General features: G+C 62.1%; 19 protein-coding genes. 15 read left to right on the top strand and 4 right to left on the bottom strand.

Annotated elements, in window-relative coordinates; all coding sequences use genetic code 11:
• From H9L13_RS06515 to H9L13_RS06560, 10 genes are all read left to right on the top strand, one after another.
• Nucleotides 1–1,533 carry an oligosaccharide flippase family protein gene (locus H9L13_RS06515; protein WP_187536978.1) on the top strand — a complete coding sequence of 511 codons (1,533 nt, stop codon included), beginning with the start codon at nucleotides 1–3 and terminating at the stop codon, nucleotides 1,531–1,533.
• On the top strand, nucleotides 1,530–2,255 hold the full coding sequence (locus H9L13_RS06520; RefSeq protein ID WP_187536979.1) for a class I SAM-dependent methyltransferase: 726 nt from the start codon (nucleotides 1,530–1,532) through the stop codon (nucleotides 2,253–2,255). Before H9L13_RS06515 ends, H9L13_RS06520 begins: the two co-directional genes overlap by 4 nt.
• A 39-nt stretch (nucleotides 2,256–2,294) precedes the next feature.
• Nucleotides 2,295–3,368: a glycosyltransferase family 4 protein gene (locus H9L13_RS06525; RefSeq protein ID WP_235091302.1), complete on the top strand. Its 1,074-nt coding sequence runs from the start codon at nucleotides 2,295–2,297 to the stop codon at nucleotides 3,366–3,368.
• Nucleotides 3,365–4,438, top strand: a complete 1,074-nt coding sequence (locus tag H9L13_RS06530; protein ID WP_187536981.1) for a glycosyltransferase family 2 protein — start codon at nucleotides 3,365–3,367, stop codon at nucleotides 4,436–4,438. Before H9L13_RS06525 ends, H9L13_RS06530 begins: the two co-directional genes overlap by 4 nt.
• Nucleotides 4,435–5,472: a glycosyltransferase family 2 protein gene (locus H9L13_RS06535; RefSeq protein ID WP_187536982.1), complete on the top strand. Its 1,038-nt coding sequence runs from the start codon at nucleotides 4,435–4,437 to the stop codon at nucleotides 5,470–5,472. The genes H9L13_RS06530 and H9L13_RS06535 overlap by 4 nt, the downstream gene beginning before the upstream one ends.
• Entirely contained in the window at nucleotides 5,469–6,443 is a 975-nt protein-coding gene (locus tag H9L13_RS06540) for a GDP-mannose 4,6-dehydratase (RefSeq protein ID WP_187536983.1), read from the top strand. Before H9L13_RS06535 ends, H9L13_RS06540 begins: the two co-directional genes overlap by 4 nt.
• Complete coding sequence (locus tag H9L13_RS06545; protein WP_187536984.1) at nucleotides 6,444–7,688, top strand: class I SAM-dependent methyltransferase; 1,245 nt, start codon at nucleotides 6,444–6,446, stop codon at nucleotides 7,686–7,688. It begins immediately after the preceding gene.
• 186 nt (nucleotides 7,689–7,874) lie between these two features.
• Nucleotides 7,875–8,069, top strand: coding sequence for an asparagine synthase-related protein (locus tag H9L13_RS06550; protein ID WP_235091255.1), 195 nt, complete (start codon nucleotides 7,875–7,877; stop codon nucleotides 8,067–8,069).
• A 140-nt stretch (nucleotides 8,070–8,209) separates the two neighbouring features.
• The gene (locus H9L13_RS06555) at nucleotides 8,210–8,620 is read left to right on the top strand and encodes a hypothetical protein (protein ID WP_187536985.1); all 411 of its coding nucleotides are present in this window, start codon (nucleotides 8,210–8,212) and stop codon (nucleotides 8,618–8,620) included.
• A gap of 41 nt (nucleotides 8,621–8,661) precedes the next feature.
• Entirely contained in the window at nucleotides 8,662–9,063 is a 402-nt protein-coding gene (locus tag H9L13_RS06560; protein ID WP_187536986.1) for a hypothetical protein, read from the top strand.
• A 39-nt stretch (nucleotides 9,064–9,102) separates the two neighbouring features.
• Here the strand turns inward: H9L13_RS06560 and surE are convergent, their stop codons facing one another.
• Complete coding sequence (gene surE, locus H9L13_RS06565) at nucleotides 9,103–9,876, bottom strand: 5'/3'-nucleotidase SurE (RefSeq protein WP_187536987.1); 774 nt, start codon at nucleotides 9,874–9,876, stop codon at nucleotides 9,103–9,105.
• 272 nt (nucleotides 9,877–10,148) lie between these two features.
• On the opposite strand from surE, the gene dksA reads away from it, so the two are divergent.
• Nucleotides 10,149–10,613, top strand: coding sequence for an RNA polymerase-binding protein DksA (gene dksA / locus H9L13_RS06570; RefSeq protein ID WP_187536988.1), 465 nt, complete (start codon nucleotides 10,149–10,151; stop codon nucleotides 10,611–10,613).
• Nucleotides 10,614–10,651: 38 nt separating this feature from the next.
• On the opposite strand, the gene H9L13_RS06575 is transcribed toward dksA, so the two are convergent.
• Nucleotides 10,652–10,819: a DUF465 domain-containing protein gene (locus H9L13_RS06575; protein WP_187536989.1), complete on the bottom strand. Its 168-nt coding sequence runs from the start codon at nucleotides 10,817–10,819 to the stop codon at nucleotides 10,652–10,654.
• Nucleotides 10,820–10,981: 162 nt separating this feature from the next.
• On the opposite strand from H9L13_RS06575, the gene H9L13_RS06580 reads away from it, so the two are divergent.
• The 4 genes from H9L13_RS06580 to H9L13_RS06595 all read left to right on the top strand — a co-directional run bounded on the left by H9L13_RS06580 (nucleotide 10,982) and on the right by H9L13_RS06595 (nucleotide 13,367).
• Nucleotides 10,982–11,179 carry a DUF465 domain-containing protein gene (locus H9L13_RS06580; protein WP_187536990.1) on the top strand — a complete coding sequence of 66 codons (198 nt, stop codon included), beginning with the start codon at nucleotides 10,982–10,984 and terminating at the stop codon, nucleotides 11,177–11,179.
• Nucleotides 11,180–11,267: 88 nt separating this feature from the next.
• Nucleotides 11,268–11,774, top strand: a complete 507-nt coding sequence (locus tag H9L13_RS06585) for a DUF1465 family protein (RefSeq protein ID WP_235091257.1) — start codon at nucleotides 11,268–11,270, stop codon at nucleotides 11,772–11,774.
• The gene (locus H9L13_RS06590; RefSeq protein WP_235091260.1) at nucleotides 11,752–12,936 is read left to right on the top strand and encodes an iron-containing alcohol dehydrogenase; all 1,185 of its coding nucleotides are present in this window, start codon (nucleotides 11,752–11,754) and stop codon (nucleotides 12,934–12,936) included. The genes H9L13_RS06585 and H9L13_RS06590 overlap by 23 nt, the downstream gene beginning before the upstream one ends.
• On the top strand, nucleotides 12,933–13,367 hold the full coding sequence (locus H9L13_RS06595) for an acyl-CoA thioesterase (RefSeq protein ID WP_187536992.1): 435 nt from the start codon (nucleotides 12,933–12,935) through the stop codon (nucleotides 13,365–13,367). Before H9L13_RS06590 ends, H9L13_RS06595 begins: the two co-directional genes overlap by 4 nt.
• Here the strand turns inward: H9L13_RS06595 and H9L13_RS06600 are convergent.
• Nucleotides 13,364–14,320 carry an NAD(P)H-dependent flavin oxidoreductase gene (locus H9L13_RS06600; RefSeq protein ID WP_187536993.1) on the bottom strand — a complete coding sequence of 319 codons (957 nt, stop codon included), beginning with the start codon at nucleotides 14,318–14,320 and terminating at the stop codon, nucleotides 13,364–13,366. The genes H9L13_RS06595 and H9L13_RS06600 overlap by 4 nt on opposite strands.
• Complete coding sequence (locus H9L13_RS06605; protein WP_187536994.1) at nucleotides 14,317–15,312, bottom strand: GDP-mannose 4,6-dehydratase; 996 nt, start codon at nucleotides 15,310–15,312, stop codon at nucleotides 14,317–14,319. The genes H9L13_RS06600 and H9L13_RS06605 overlap by 4 nt, the downstream gene beginning before the upstream one ends.
• Nucleotides 15,313–15,334: the final 22 nt, after the last annotated feature.

Consider the following 15,334-nt stretch of genomic DNA (forward strand, 5'->3'; position numbering starts at 1 on the left):
GTGAGCCTGCGCTGGAACTTGGCGGCCGGATTAGCGCAATCCGTCTGGACCGCATTGATCGGGCTCGCTGTCGTTCCCTTCTATCTGACGTATCTCGGGCTCGAGCCATACGGCCTCATTGGATTCTTCATGTCGATGCAGGCGCTATTCGCTCTGCTCGACATGGGCCTGACCCCTACGATGAACCGGGAGGTAGCACGGTGCCGCGCCCTGGGCGACAACCGCGACGCGCGCAACCTCCTGCATAGTTTGGGGATCGCATTCTGGGTCGTTGTCGTAGCGATCGGGGCGACGACAGCATTCCTTGCGCCGTTGATTTCTTCGCATTGGCTAGGCGAAACCAGCCTGCCCCCGGGAGTGGTCTCTCGCTCAGTCGCGCTCATGGGCATCGTCATCGCGCTCCGCTTCCCGGTGGGGCTGTATACTGGCGCACTGATGGGCGGAGAGCGCCTCGTCTTGGTCAGCGGCATCGGCATCTTCATGGTCACTTTAGCCAATGTCGGAGCGATTGTGGTGCTGGCGCTCGTATCTCCGACGATCGAGGCCTTCTTCGTCTGGCAGGCGGTCGTCGGGCTGGTCTGGGTGGCGACGGTTCAGATCGCGGCCTGGCGAGTGCTGTCGGGCAACGAACCCGCGCGCTTCGACAGGACCGGCCTGAAGCGCGTATGGCGTTTCTCGGCAGGAATAGGGGGCACTGCACTCTTCGGTACGATCTTCATCCACAGCGACAAGATCCTCCTGGCCAAGATCGTGTCTCTTGAAGAATTGGGCCAGTACACCCTGGCCGGCCTAGTGGCGCGATGCCTGTATTTGTTTCTGTCGCCGACCTTCAACGCCATCTATCCGCGCCTCACCGCGCTGTATACTAACGGCGACATCGCCGGGATGGTCAGTCTCTACAGGGATGGTACGCGACTTTTGATGGCGATTGTCTTTCCGGTCGCGGCCTACGTGGCGGTCTTCTCCGTCGAGCTGGTGACACTTTGGACAGGCAATGCGCAGCTCGGGGAAAGCCTGTTCTGGGTCCTTTGCTACCTGCTCCTGGGGACAGCCCTGAACGGGGCGATGCACTTCCCGTATGCGCTGCAGCTGGCAGCAGGCAAAGCTCACATTCCGCTGATCATCAACAGCACCCTGATCTTCACCTACATACCGCTGCTCCTGCTCCTTTCGACCGATTACGGCATCACCGGAGCCGCGGCGGCCTGGGCCATCCTCAATGGGTTTTACGTCTTCTACGGGACATGGCTAACGCACCGCGAGATACTCAAAGGGGTCGGGTCGAGCTGGCTGATCCGCGACGTGGGCCTGCCGTTCATCGTCTCGGCAGTGCTGGTCCTTATGGGTGGAACTTTGATGCATTCGGCGATCGGATCGCCGTACACCGCGCTGGCGATCGGAGCCCTGTTGCCGTTACTGGCGTTCGGTGCCCTTGTGGCAACCTCGCACTCTTTCCAAGCGCTGGGTGAGGCCCTGCTGCCCCGCTGGATCATGAAATCGAAAACAGAAAGTAAGGGTAACGCATCATCATGAGCATGGAAGTTCTTCAGAACCGACAGCAGATCGAAAGTTCGCGCCGTGAGCTTGTCCGGTGCGGCCTTTCAGCCGTGCCCGGGCCCGTAGAGAAAAAGGTCAAGGAGCTGATTACCCGCTCCCGTTTAGCGCGTCCGCTGATCGTAGGCGATGTCGTCAAGAGTTGGGACGTCCTGAAGACGGTCCGCTTCCTCCAGGAGAAGATCCAAAAGTCCGACCCTGTGCTCGATATTGGCTGTTACGCCTCGGAGGTGATAGTTTCCCTACATAAAGCGGGGTTCGCCGATCTGACAGGGATTGACCTCAACGCCGAGCTACGTCGAATGCCACATGCGGACTCCATCCGATACGTCCAGGGAGACTTTTTGGAAACTCCCTTCGAAGACGCCTCGTTCGCGGCCGTGGCATCTATCTCCGTCATCGAACACGGTTTCGACGCGGCCAAGCTACTATGCGAAATCGCCCGCATACTCCGACCTGGCGGATATTTCACCGCTTCCTTCGACTATTGGCGCAAAAAGGTAGATACTAGAGAAACACGGTTCTTCGACATGGACTGGCTGATCTTCTCGGAAGATGATGTTAGGGCGATGATCGATGTAGCGCGAGCAAACGGCTTTAAGCCTATCGGCGATCTTCGCTTCGAGACTTCGCAGAAGGCGATCAGCCACGGCGGATTCGAATACACCTTCGGCTGGATCGCCCTGCAGAGGTCGAGCTGACGGATGCGGGTATTGCTCGTCACGGGCTCGTTCCGACCTATGCGATGCGGGGTAGGCGACTATACTCGCCGGCTAGCGGGCGCATTAGCGGCCCGTGGCGACCTTGAGGTAGCTGTCCTCACCAGCAAGAGTGGAGAAGGCGAGCCTCCAATCGGTGTTCAGCGGTTTGCAATTGTCGACCACTGGAGCTTAGGAGCAGCGAAGACTGTCTGGAGACTGCTGAGGAGCTGGCGGCCGGCCGTCGTGCACCTCCAATATCCGACCCAGGGATACGGGTCGGGACGCCTGCCGCATTTCTTGCCACTCCTCGCCTGGGCTTCGGGCGCTCGCGTGGTCCGGACGCTGCACGAAGTGACTACTTGGGACAGGCTGGCGAGCGTAAAGCAGGTGGTCACCTTCGCCCTCCAAGCACTGGCGCCGGGAACGCTGATCGTTGTCCGACCCTCGTACCGTAGCATGCTCCACCCCTTGCTCGCTTGGATGACCCGTCCACGGCGCTATGTGTTCGTGCCAAGTGCCGCCTCCCTACCGCGCAGCAGCCTTCACGGAGATTCTTGGGAGCGCGTTCGCTCGAGTTATCTAGGGGGAAAGCAACGGCTCATCGTCTTTTTCGGTTTCCTGTACCCGCCCAAGGGTGCCGACCTCCTGTTTGAAATCGCCGATCCGGCGACCGATCGACTGATCTTCGCCGGCGCAACGGGATCGAATGATGGCTATGTACGTAAGATTCGCGAACTAGCGGCGAGTGAGCGTTGGCGGGGTAGGGCGGAGGTCGCCGGCTATCTCCCAGACGAGGACGCAGCTGACCTGCTGACGGTCGCCGATGCAGCTGTGCTGCCCTTCCGAGACGGAGGCGGACCATGGAATACTTCGATCCTTGCCGCCATCGAGCAGGAAACGCCGGTCATTACGACGGCCCTGGATGGTCCCCGGGAGGACTCAGAACGCGGCATCTATTTCGCGCGGCCGGGCAACATTGAAGAAATGAAGAAAGCGCTCGACCGGCTGGCTAGTCCCTCCGCTAGGCGCCCGCCGGTGATAGCCCGCAGCGATCCCTGGAGCGAGGTTGCTGCTCGCCATGTCGCCATCTACCGCGGTGGTAGGAGGAAATGACCACCGCATCTCCTAACGGAACATCTCGCCTCCCGCGGCTCTCGATATGCATTCCAACGTACAACTTTGGCCAATTCATAGGCGAGACACTAAACAGCATAATTCCTCAACTCACTGACGAAGTGGAGGTCGTTGTCGTCGACGGGGCCTCCACGGATGAGACTGAGCTGGTTGTGCGGGAGTTCCAACGGCTTTGCCCTGCGATCCGATATGTGAAGCTTCCACAAAAAGGCGGCATCGACCGCGATATGGCAACTGCCGTGGAGCTGGCTGAGGGAGACTATTGCTGGCTCTTCAGCGCGGACGACATCATGTTTTCCTGTGCGATCCGCACTGCACTGAATTGCACGAGGGGCGGGGATGACGTGTATCTCTGCACTCACGGAAATAGCGGCTTCGACCTGACTCTCCTGGCGCCGGATTATCCGGCATTTCGACGGCATAAGCGCTCAAGGTTCGAGTTGGACGATCCGGAATCGAGAAGGCGCTATTTTGCACTCGCTGCGACATCAGAAGCCTTCTTCAGCTTTATGGGAACTATAATTCTGAAGCGAGCTAAGTGGCGTTCCGTACCTCTGAACGAGGAGTATGTCGGCACCTGCTGGGCCCATGCCGCTCGGCTCTTGGCGATTGGCAAGACTTCTCTCACTGTGACCTATCTCGCCGAGCCGCTACTTACCCGCCGTGACGGGAACGATTCTTTCGCTGGTGGCGGTGTAGTCAAGCGCTTTGCTTTGGCCATTGATGGGTACAATCGTATCGCCGAAGACCTTTACGGACGCGGCAGCGAGGAGGCCAAGCACGTGCAGCGGGTCATCCGCGGCGAGTTTGGTATTCGTCATTTTCTCTGGACAAAGGAGCTGACTCGCCAACAACCGGCGCGAGAAAGCCGGGAAGAGCTAGATCGCCTCGCCAAACGCAATTTCCGAAATGGACGGCTGCGCGGCAACGTCGAATACCTGGTATATAGATTGCTACCTGCTGCTCCCGTGTCCTTGGCAATCAAGGCGTTTCGGTCGGCGAGAGCGCAGTTGAGGAGGCTGCCTGCGAGACAAGGGCCGGGGAGATGACCCGCCTGTCCATTTGCATGGTGACCCGCAACCGCGCCGGCTTCATCGGCGAGACGCTCGACTCCATCCTTCCCCAGCTCACTCCCGATATCGAATTGCTCGTCGTCGACGGTGCGTCCACCGATTCTACGCCCGAGGTGATCGCGCGCTACCAGCGTAACTACCCCGCGCTGCGTTATTATCGGGAGGAGACCAATTCGGGGATCGACGGCGATTACGACAAGGCGGTCGGCTATGCCCGCGGTGACTATTGCTGGCTGATGCCCGACGACGATTTGCTGAAGCCCGGCGCCGTCGCGCGAGTTTTTGAGTTGCTGTCGGAGGAACCGGAGCTGGTGCTGGTCGACGCCGAGGTCAGGGACGTCAAATTCGAGCGCCTTCTTGTCCCACGCCGCCTCTCGTTTTCAGGAGTGCGGCGTTACGGCCCGGGAGATGCCGATCGTTTCATGGTGGATGCCGGGGAGATTCTCTCATTCATCGGCTGCACGGTCGTGCGTCGCTCGTTCTGGGAGGCGAGGGATCGCAAGCGGCATTATGGCAGCTTCTTCGTCCACGTTGGGGTCGTGTTTGAAGCGCCGCCACGTTCGGCAATAATTTGCGGTGAAACGCTGATGAGCATCCGATACGGCAACTCAATGTGGACGCCGCGCCGCTTCGAGATCTGGGCCTTCTCATGGCCGAAGCTGATTTACGAAGCGCGCGGATATTCGGACGAGGCCAAGCGAGCGCTCATGCCCCGGCCGCCGTGGCGCGACCTCAAGCAGATGATCAGCTTTCGCGCCCGTGGAGCTTATGGACGTCGGGAGTATCGGCAGTTCCTGAGCAAGCGCCGCCTCGGCGCTATGCGGCCGATATTGTCGCTCATGGCACTGGTGCCGGGTAAGCCGCTGCACATCTTGGCGACGCTCCTTTTCGTGATGCGTCGCCAAATCTGGGCGCCCGGATCCTATGAATTGGTGCGCTGCAGTCCCTATTCGAATGCCGCCAGCCGATGGATCGCGCGCAAGGCGGGTCTTGTCGACGCGAGCCCATGACAGCCCGAGAGAAGGTGGCGCTGATTACCGGCGTTTACGGGCAGGATGGAAGCTATGCGGCCGAGCTGCTGGCAGCGTGCGGCTACAAGGTGGTGGGAACGACGCACAGCCGTGGCGGCCACCCGGCGGCGAACGCGATGGCGGTCGAAAGCTGGAATCTTCGGGACGAGCAGCGCCTTGGCGAGATCGTCGAGCGCCACCGCCCCAGCGAAATCTTCAATTTCGCCGCCTATTCGACAGGGACCGGCATGTATGACGACCCTGTCGGGATCTGCGAGGTGAATGGCCTTGCCGTCCTGAAGATCCTTGAGGCCATCCGTGCAGTCGATCCGAGTATCCGCTTCTGCCAGGCCTCAAGCAGCGAGATGTTTGGAGAGCCGGTCGCGAAGCCGCAAAGCGAGCTGACGCCCTTCAATCCACGAAGTCCCTATGGCGCAGCCAAACTCTATGCCCACAACATGATCGGGATCTACCGGACCCGCTTCGATCTTTTTGCCTGCTCGGCGATCCTGTTCAATCACGAGAGCCCGCGTCGGACGCAGAACTTCGTCACGCGCAAGGTCAGCCGCGCCGCCGCGGCGATCAGTCTCGGTCTCGAGCAGGCCGTAACGCTCGGCAATCTCGATGCGCGGCGCGACTGGGGCTTCGCCGGGGATGCCGTCCGGGCCATGCAGCTGATGCTGGCAGCGGACGAGCCCGAGGATTATGTCGTCGCGACCGGAAGGACCCAATCTGTGCGCGACTTGTGCGAGGTCGCCTTTTCCCATGTGGGGCTCGACTACCGCGACCATGTTCGCGTAAACGCGTCCGACTTCCGGCCCGCCGAACCTCGGCAGCTGGTCGGGGACCCATCCAAGGCGAAGCGGAAGCTGGGCTGGGAGCCCACGATTGGCTTTGAAGCGCTCGTTCAGATGATGGTGGATGCCGATCTTGACCGCCTCCGTGCGGCAAATACGACTACTGGAGCCTAGATGTACACGAAGATCGACCAGTGCCGCATCTGCGGGAATCGGGAATTGACGCGGGTCCTCGATCTTGGCGAGCAGATGTTGACCGGCGTCTTCCCCGCCGAGCGCGGTGCAGATGTCACCGTCGGGCCGCTGCAATTGGTCAAATGCATCGGCGGCGAGAGGACGTGCGGACTGCTGCAGCTGCAGCACAACTACGATCTCGGCGAGATGTACGGCGAGAATTACGGCTACCGGTCGGGGCTGAACCCGAGTATGGTCGCCCATCTCAGGCGCAAGGTCGAGCGCATCGCGGGGCTCGTGAGCCTCGAGCCGGGCGACCTTGTAGTCGACATCGGGAGCAACGACAGCACAACGCTGCGCGCCTATCGGCAGGACGGCCTGACGCTCGTCGGGATCGACCCGACCGGGCTCAAGTTCCGCGAATATTATCCGGAGCATGTCGCGCTGATCCCCGACTTCTTCTCCGCGGCCCTGCTCGAGGAGCGCTTCCCGGGCCGAAAGGTCAAGGTCGTGACCTCATTCTCGATGTTCTACGATCTACCCGCCCCGATGGAGTTCATGCGCCAGGTCGAAGGCGTTCTGACGGACGACGGAATCTGGGTGTTCGAGCAAAGCTATATGCCGACGATGCTGGAGACCAACAGCTACGACACGGTGTGCCACGAGCATCTCGAATTCTATGCGCTGCAGCAGATCAAGTGGATGGCTGACCGAGTCGGCCTCCGGATCGTCGATGTCGAGTTCAACGACGTCAACGGCGGCAGCTTCTCGGTCACGGCTGCCAAGAGTGGCAGCAACGATGCCCTGCCGCCGCAGATCCAGGCCATTCTCGACGCGGAGGACGCTGCCGGTCTTTCGACGCTCGAGCCCTATCGCGCGTTCGAGGAGCGGGTCCGCGCCTCGCGCGCCGAGTTGCTCGCATTTGTCGATGCCGCACGCGCGGAAGGCAAGATCGTCGCAGCGCTGGGCGCATCGACCAAAGGCAATGTCCTCCTCCAATATTGCGGCCTGACAAACGAGCGGATTAGTGCGGTCGGAGAGGTCAACCCGGAGAAGTTCGGCTGCTACACGCCCGCCACGTGGATCCCGATCGTTCCCGAGCGCGAGTTGCTGGCGCAGCATCCCGATTACCTCATCGTTCTGCCCTGGCACTTCCGCCGCTTTTTCGAGCAGTCACCTGCCTTCGCCGGGACGCAGCTCGTATTTCCGCTGCCGACGCTTCAGGTTTCCAGGTCAGTTCCTTAAGTCTGACGCCACCGCCGAACAGCCGCTTGACGTCGAAGCGGTCCACCAGCGAGCCAGCGATCAGTTGGCCCGGCGCGTAAACCCAAAAGAAAGCAGAGCCTGCGAGGCCGAACTCGGTGGCGCTTCGCGCGTGCCGCAGCCGGTCCGCAGCCTGATCGTCCGCTCGGCGACTGGCTGAAGGAGCCGTTGCGACCGTGGGCCGAGGATTTCCTGTCGCGGCAGCGCCTTCGTGACGGCGGTTGGTTCGATGCCGCACTGGTGCGGCGCCGATGGGAGGCCCATCTCAGCGGACGGCGGGATTCGGCTTATGCGATCTGGGCGCTCCTGATGTTTCAGGCCTGGCTGGACGGCATTCACGATACTGTCTCACATGCGGCGTAATCGTTCCGCAACCGTTTACTAATCCATCATGGTGTGACCACTAAACCACTATGGACAAATTGAGTTTTTGAGCCGAAACGGCACTTTGCAACTTTAATTCGAATCGAGTGTTGTCGGAGCGTTCGGGTGAGGAGAGTTTCATGAGTATGTTGCGGTCGAATCCCATTGTGGGGATTCTTGTAGCTAGTTCTCTAATCGCCAGTTCGACCACCGCGGTTGCGGCGACCCCGACTGCTGCTCCACAAGTCAATTCCTGGGCGGCGCTTAGCGCCCTCAGCGGCGGAGCACCGGCGGCAGCGCTTTGCGGTGCGGCTGCAGTTGCTGCAGCGGCGGCTCAGGCAGCGCCGGGCTGCGTCCTTCCCATCGCCGACGCAGCGCCTCCAGTCGTCAACCAGCCCCCGACTCCGGTTCCGGTTCCGCCGGTTGAGCCGATCGGTGGCGGCTTCGCATTCAACCCGCTTTACCTGGCGCTTGGCGCCCTCGCGGCTGGTGCGTTGATCTATTTCCTGATCAACAACAACGACGATGAAGAAGACGAGAGCCCTGAATAAGCCTCGCGGAAGTTCAGCCGAGTTCAGAAGGGATTAGCGTCATGAAAAGTGGGTTTATCGTTCGCGGCTCCATCGCACTTATCGCCGCCACGGCGCTTCCGGGTGTAGCGCTGGCGCAAGGCTGGTCGCCGGGCGCTGAAGTCGTGGGCCAGGCCCTGCAGGTCACCACAAATGGGACGACCAACACCGTTTACCTCGACGCCGGCGGTGCGGCGCGTATCGTTACGCCGGGCGGGAATACGGTTCCCGCAACTTGGTCGGCCGCCAATGGGCAGCTTTGCCTGAATACTGGAGCAGCGCAGGAGTGCTGGGCGTACAATTCGCCTTTCCAGGCGGGCCAGCCGCAGACGCTAACCAGCTCTTGCAACTCATCGTCGACCTGGCTCGCATCGGCAACCAACCAGCCGCAGATGCCGAGCAGTGGCGGAGAGCGCGGTCGCTAAGACCCGACGACAATTTCAAAGACCTTCTTGCGGCTGCGTCTATGGCGCGGCCGCAAATTTTTTGTCCAAGTTTTCCAGCGATTGTTCGTGCGTGAGGTCCAGGTGAAGCGGCGTCACCGAGACGAAACCGTCCGCAATGGCTTCCAGGTCGGTGGAATGTCCGGGAGTTTCGACCATCGGTCCTAATCCGAACCAATAGTAATCATAACCCCGAGGATCGGTCCGCTCCACGATCCGCAGGCGGCCATAGTCGCGCAGGCCCTGCCGACAGACACGAATTCCACCGACCTCTTCGGGCGGAAGCGCGGGAAAGTTGACGTTGACCAAGGTCCGCGGCGCCATCGGGAATTCCAGCAACGGCGCCAAGGCCTTCACAGCCCATGCCTCCGCGGCGGCAAAGGGGACCGTGTCTCCCAGTCCTTCGCGCGAATAGGCTTGGCTGAGCGCGATAGAGGGCACGCCGGCCAGCGCGCCTTCCATCGCCGCCGACACCGTTCCCGAATACGTGACGTCCTCGGCCAGATTGGCGCCGCGGTTGATTCCCGACAGGATCACGTCGGGCGGCGCATCTTTCATGACGTGGGCGAGCGCTAGCATGACCGCGTCGGTCGGCGTTCCAGTTACGGAAAATCGGCGTTCACCGTGGCGGCGAAGGCGGACCGGCTGAGTCAGGGTCAAGGAATGGCCCGCACCCGATTGTTCTTCGGCCGGCGCGACGATCCAGATGTCGTCCGACAAGGTGCGCGCGACCGATTCAAGGATTTTGAGTCCGCGCGCATTGACGCCGTCGTCATTGGTAAGGAGGATGCGCATGTCGCGCGCGCTATGGCCGGACAGGGTCCGTCGCACAACGCCCGTGTCGAATTGCGCCATATGCGCAACAGCCGGGCGATTTCTTCACTGACCCTTGGTAATTTCTTGTTCAGGCAATCGGGCGCAATTATAGGCCTGCTCGGGGATGTCCGATTTTCCGGTCCTAAGTGACGGGAAAGTTGGGAGTAAATGCCTCCCGCTGCCCCCGGTCAGCCGGCTGCAGCAGGCGGCGGCGTTGAGGTCTTTCGGGGCCAGTGCGGGGAGGGGTTTTTATGGCTACGGCACTTGTCGACCTTTACGGCGGCGACTTCGAACCATTCGATCGGATCATTCTGACCGAGGCCTACCGGCCTTCGGACGATGAGGAATTCATGTGCGGCAAGCACCGCGCCTATTTCCTCCGCAAGCTCAAGGCGTGGAAAGAGGCGATCATCGAGGAGTCTCGACAGACGATGGCGCAGCTCCAGGTCGACTCGCTTCGCGAGCCCGACCTTGCGGACCGCGCATCGAGCGAGACCGATTGGTCTATCGAGCTTCGCACCCGCGACCGTCAGCGAAAGCTGATTGCCAAGATCGATTGCGCGGTACGCCGTCTTTACGAAGGCGAATACGGCTATTGCGAAGTTACCGGTGAGCCGATTTCGCTCGCCCGGCTCGAAGCTCGGCCGATCGCGACGATGACGCTGGAGGCGCAAGAGCGCCACGAGCGGATTGAAAAGGTTTCCCGCGACGACTGAGCAGGGATGCGGCGGCGGGTGCCGCCGCGCCTTGGATATCAGTGATGGACGAAGTGGCCCGCCATTTGGTCCTTGAGCTTCAGCTTTTCTTTCTTGAGGCGGTGGAGAAGATCGTCGTCGGGATGGGCTCGATGCTCTTCTTCTTCAATGAGAGCGTGCAGCGCGGCGTGCTTGGATTCGAGTTCCTCGGCGATTGCCTTGTCCATTGGTGCCTGTCCTTTCGCAAAGCTGGTGTCACCGCTGCGCAATAAATCACGTTTTTCGGTCTTTGTCTCGGCCCTCCGCACCGGTTGCCGATGCACAGACCCGGATCGTCGTTACGGCTTCCCTTCCCGCAGGCGCCCGGCTTGCGCTAGGTTGACGACTTCATGAACGATGATGAACCGACCCCTGATCTCGACGCCCTAAAGGCCGAGCACCGGATGCTCGACGAACGCATTCGCTTGCTGTCGGAGGAAGGGGTGGCGGACCAGCTCGAGCTTGCTCGGCTGAAAAAGCGCAAGTTGCTGCTCAAGGACCAGATCCAGCGGATCGCCGATTCGAACATTCCCGACATCATCGCCTGACGCGCCTTCGACCTGTCTCACTGCGGGACAATTTGCCTCCGCTAGCCGTCCAATCTCCGGACTCAGGCGTTTCCGTTTCATGGGAACAATGGCACTCTTCCCGTTCATGGACGACTCGGACCTGCCAGGCACGCAAGTGCGCATCACGTCGCGGCTGATCGACGCCCTCTACACGGAGGCGATGCTCCTGGCCGATGAGGCCCGATCGTATTTCGACGACGTCGGCCGCGACGAGCGCGCGGCGCTCGATCCGTTCACGCGAGTCGGGTTCGCCTGCGAATCGCTCAAGGTGACGACTCGCGTGATGCACATTGTCGCCTGGCTGTTGACGCAGCGCGCGATCGATTCGGGTGAAATTCCAATGCGGCCCGGGCATCGTCCCGAACGGCGTCTGGGCAATGCGCAGGACAGCGATCCGGCGGTCGTCACCCAATTGCCGGCCGAGGCCCAGCGACTGATCAACGCGAGTGCCGACCTTTATGCGCGGGTCAAGCGCATCGACGAGGGTGAACACGAAACGAATGCACCTCAGAGTCCGGCACGTGCCCTGATGGGCCGCTTAGAGCGGGGACTTGTCGGAGATCGGACGGCCTGATCTAACCTGCGCCACCATGCGCAGCTTCGCCTTTTATCCCGGGCCGACCTTGCTGGCCGGCGCGGGCCAGACCGAAACGCTTCTCGCGCGCCTCCCGGGAGGCCCGGTGCTGCTGGTCACGGATGCCGAATTGCGTCGTCTCGGCCTTGCCGAAGCGTTGCTTGCGGCGCTCGCGAGAAGCGGCAGAGAAGTGCGCCTTTTCGACAACGTCGAGGCTGATCCTTCGCGCGCGACATTGCTCGCCGCGGTTGCCGCGGGGCGCGCGGCGGAGGTGGCCTCCGTGATCGGCTTCGGGGGCGGCAGCCCGATGGATGTGGCGAAACTTGCCGCTTATTTGATCGGGGCGGGCGACGATCTCGACGCCATCTGGGGCGTGGATGTCGCGCGCGGCCCGCGGCTTCCACTGGCCTTGATCCCAACCACCGCCGGCACCGGATCGGAAGCCACGCCGATTTCGGTGATCACCTGCGAAGGCGGTGTGAAGCTCGCCGTCAATGCGCGCCCGCTGGTTGCGGATGTCGCCTTACTCGACCCCGAACTGACGATCGCGCTGCCGCGTCATGTCACTGCGGCCACGGGTATCGATGCCATTGTCCACGCAGTCGAGGCCTTTACTTCGGCACGGCTCAAGAACCCCGTGTCGGACGCCTTGGCACGGGAGGCTCTGCGCCTGCTGACCGTCAATCTCGTGCGTGCGTGCGATGCCCCCGAAGACCTCGATGCACGTGGCGCGATGCTGCTCGGCGCGCATCTTGCCGGGTTGGCCTTCTCCAATGCGCCCGTCGCCGGTGTCCATGCTTTGGCCTATCCGCTGGGTGGGATGCATCATTTGCCGCATGGCCTCAGCAACGCGCTGATGCTGCGGCCCGTTCTGGAGCACAATGCCGAGGCGGCGCGTGAGCTTTATGCCGAGCTTGCACCCATCGTCGATCCGGCATGTGCGAACGCTGGCACGCAGGGCAGGGTGCGCAGCCTCATCGACGGGCTCGAGCGGCTGTGCGTGGCGACCGGCCTCAAATTGAAGTTGCGCGACCACGGCATCGCGCAGGACGACGTGCCGCGCCTGGCGAGCGAAGCGATGAAGCAAACCCGGTTGCTGGTGAACAATCCGTGCGAGATCAGCGAGCGTGATGCGCGGCGCCTTTATGAGGCTGCCTGGTGAGCAAGGCCGCGCCGGTGACGCGCGATCAATTCAAAGTCTGGCGGACCTTTACCACGCGCTGGTCAGACAATGACGCTTACGGCCACGTCAACAACACCATCTACTACCAATGGTTCGACAGCGCGGTGAACGCCTGGCTGGTCGAACAAGACATGCTCGACATCGCGCACGGCGATCCCATCGCGCTCGTCGTGGAAACGCGCTGCACCTACGCCGCGCCGCTCGCCTTTCCGGGCGAAGTCGAGGTGGGCCTGTCGATCGCCGAGCTCGGCCGGTCGAGTATGCGCTATCGCATCGGCATATTCGCGCCGGGTGCGGCGTCGGCGGCGGCGCATGGCGAATTCGTTCACGTCGCGGTCGACCGGGCTAGCCGGACTCCGGTGTCACTGCCCGACGCATGGCGGCAGAAGCTGGAAGCGATCCTGGCCTAGCCGCAGAGCCGGCGCTTCGCCGCTTCATATTCGGCAGCGAGCCGATCGACATAGGCCGCCGCGGACTGGACGCGGTCGATGACGCCAATGCCTTGCCCGCAGCCCCAGACGTCGCGCCACGCCTTGGCCTTGCTGCCCTCGGCGCCGAACTTCATCGCCGTTGGATCGCTGCTCGCCAGATTGTCGGGATCGAGCCCCGAGGCAATGATCGATCCGCGCAGATAATTGCCGTGCACGCCGGTGAAGAGGTCGGTGTAGACGATGTCCGCCGCGCTTCCCGACACGATGCCCTGCTTGTAATCGTCGCTGGCCCGCGCTTCCTCCGTCGCGATGAAGGGCGACCCGATATATGCGAGGTCGGCACCGGCCGCCTGCGCCGCGAGCACCGCGCCGCCGGTTGCGATCGATCCCGAAAGCAACAGCGGCCCATCGAACCACATGCGGATTTCCTGGACCAGCGCGAATGGCGACCAGCGCCCTGCATGGCCCCCTGCACCCGCGGCCACCGCGATTACGCCGTCCGCGCCTTTCTCGATCGCCTTTCGCGCGAAGCGGTCGTCGATGATGTCGTGAAGCGTGATCCCGCCCCACGAATGCACCGCTTCGTTAAGTTCAACACGCGCGCCGAGCGAGGTGATGACGATCGGCACCTTCCATTTGGCGCAAACATTCATGTCCTGCTCGAAGCGGTCGTTGGATCGGTGGACGATCTGGTTGACCGCGAACGGCGCCGCCGGCCGCTCGGGATGATCGCGGTCCCAGGCGGCGAGTGCCTCGGTGATCTCGTGCAGCCATTCGTCGAGCTGCGACGCGGGCCGCGCATTCAGCGCGGGGAAGCTGCCGACGATGCCGGCCTGGCATTGGGCGATGACCAGCTTGGGATTGGACACGATGAACAAGGGCGCGCCGATCACCGGCAGGCGCAGGTTCTGGAGGATTGGGGGAAGGCTCATGCGATGCCGTGGTAGCGGCGATACCAGTCGACGAACAGCGGCACGCCCTGATCGATCGTTGTCGCAGGGCGGAAGCCGTGATCACGCTCGATCGCACTGATGTCGGCGTAGGTATCCTTGACGTCGCCAGGCTGCATCGGCCGCGGATCGATCAGCGCTTTCTTGCCCGTCGCCTGCTCGAGCAATTCGACGACGCACATCAAATCTTCACTGCGGCTGTTGCCGATGTTGTACAGCGCGTGCGGACTTCGGCTGCCGCCTGCCTTGACCGCATTGTCGTCGGACGGTGGCGTATCGAGGCAGGCGATTACGCCGCGAACAATATCATCGATGTACGTGAAATCGCGCCGCATTTGCCCGCCGTTGTTGAGCGGCAGCGGCTCGCCCGCGAGCAAAGCCTTGGTGAAAATCCACATCGCCATGTCGGGTCGGCCCCACGGGCCGTAGACGGTGAAGAAGCGCAGCCCGGTCGAGGGGAGCCGGAAGAGATGTGCATACGTTTCAGTGAGAAGCTCATCGGCCTTCTTTGTCGCGGCGTAGAGCGACAGTGGATGGTCGACGCGATCCTCGACGCGGAAAGGTAGGCTGTCATTGCCGCCATAGACGGAGGATGACGACGCATAGACGAAGTGGCGCACCTGCCGTGCCCGCGCGAGTTCGAGCATGTTGGCGTGACCGACGAGGTTCGACTGCACATAGGCTTGCGGGTGGTCGAGGCTGTAGCGCACCCCCGCTTGCGCGCCGAGGTGAACGATGCGCTCAAAGTCCGCGGGAAGCGTGCCGAGTGCCGTAGCATCCGCGAAGTCCATCTCGACAAAGCGGAAGTCGCTGCCGAATTGGCCTTTGAGTTCGTCCAGCCGCGCGCGCTTGAGCGCCGGGTCATAATAATCGTTGAGGTTGTCGATGCCGATGACCGTGTCGCCGCGCGCGAGCAGCGCGTGCGCAGTCGCCGCGCCGATGAACCCCGCAACTCCGGTGACGAGAATGGCCATGCGCGCGCCATAGGGGGTGCAG

The sequence above is a fragment of the Sphingomonas lutea genome, from assembly GCF_014396785.1.
GTDB classification, from domain to species: domain Bacteria; phylum Pseudomonadota; class Alphaproteobacteria; order Sphingomonadales; family Sphingomonadaceae; genus Sphingomicrobium; species Sphingomicrobium luteum.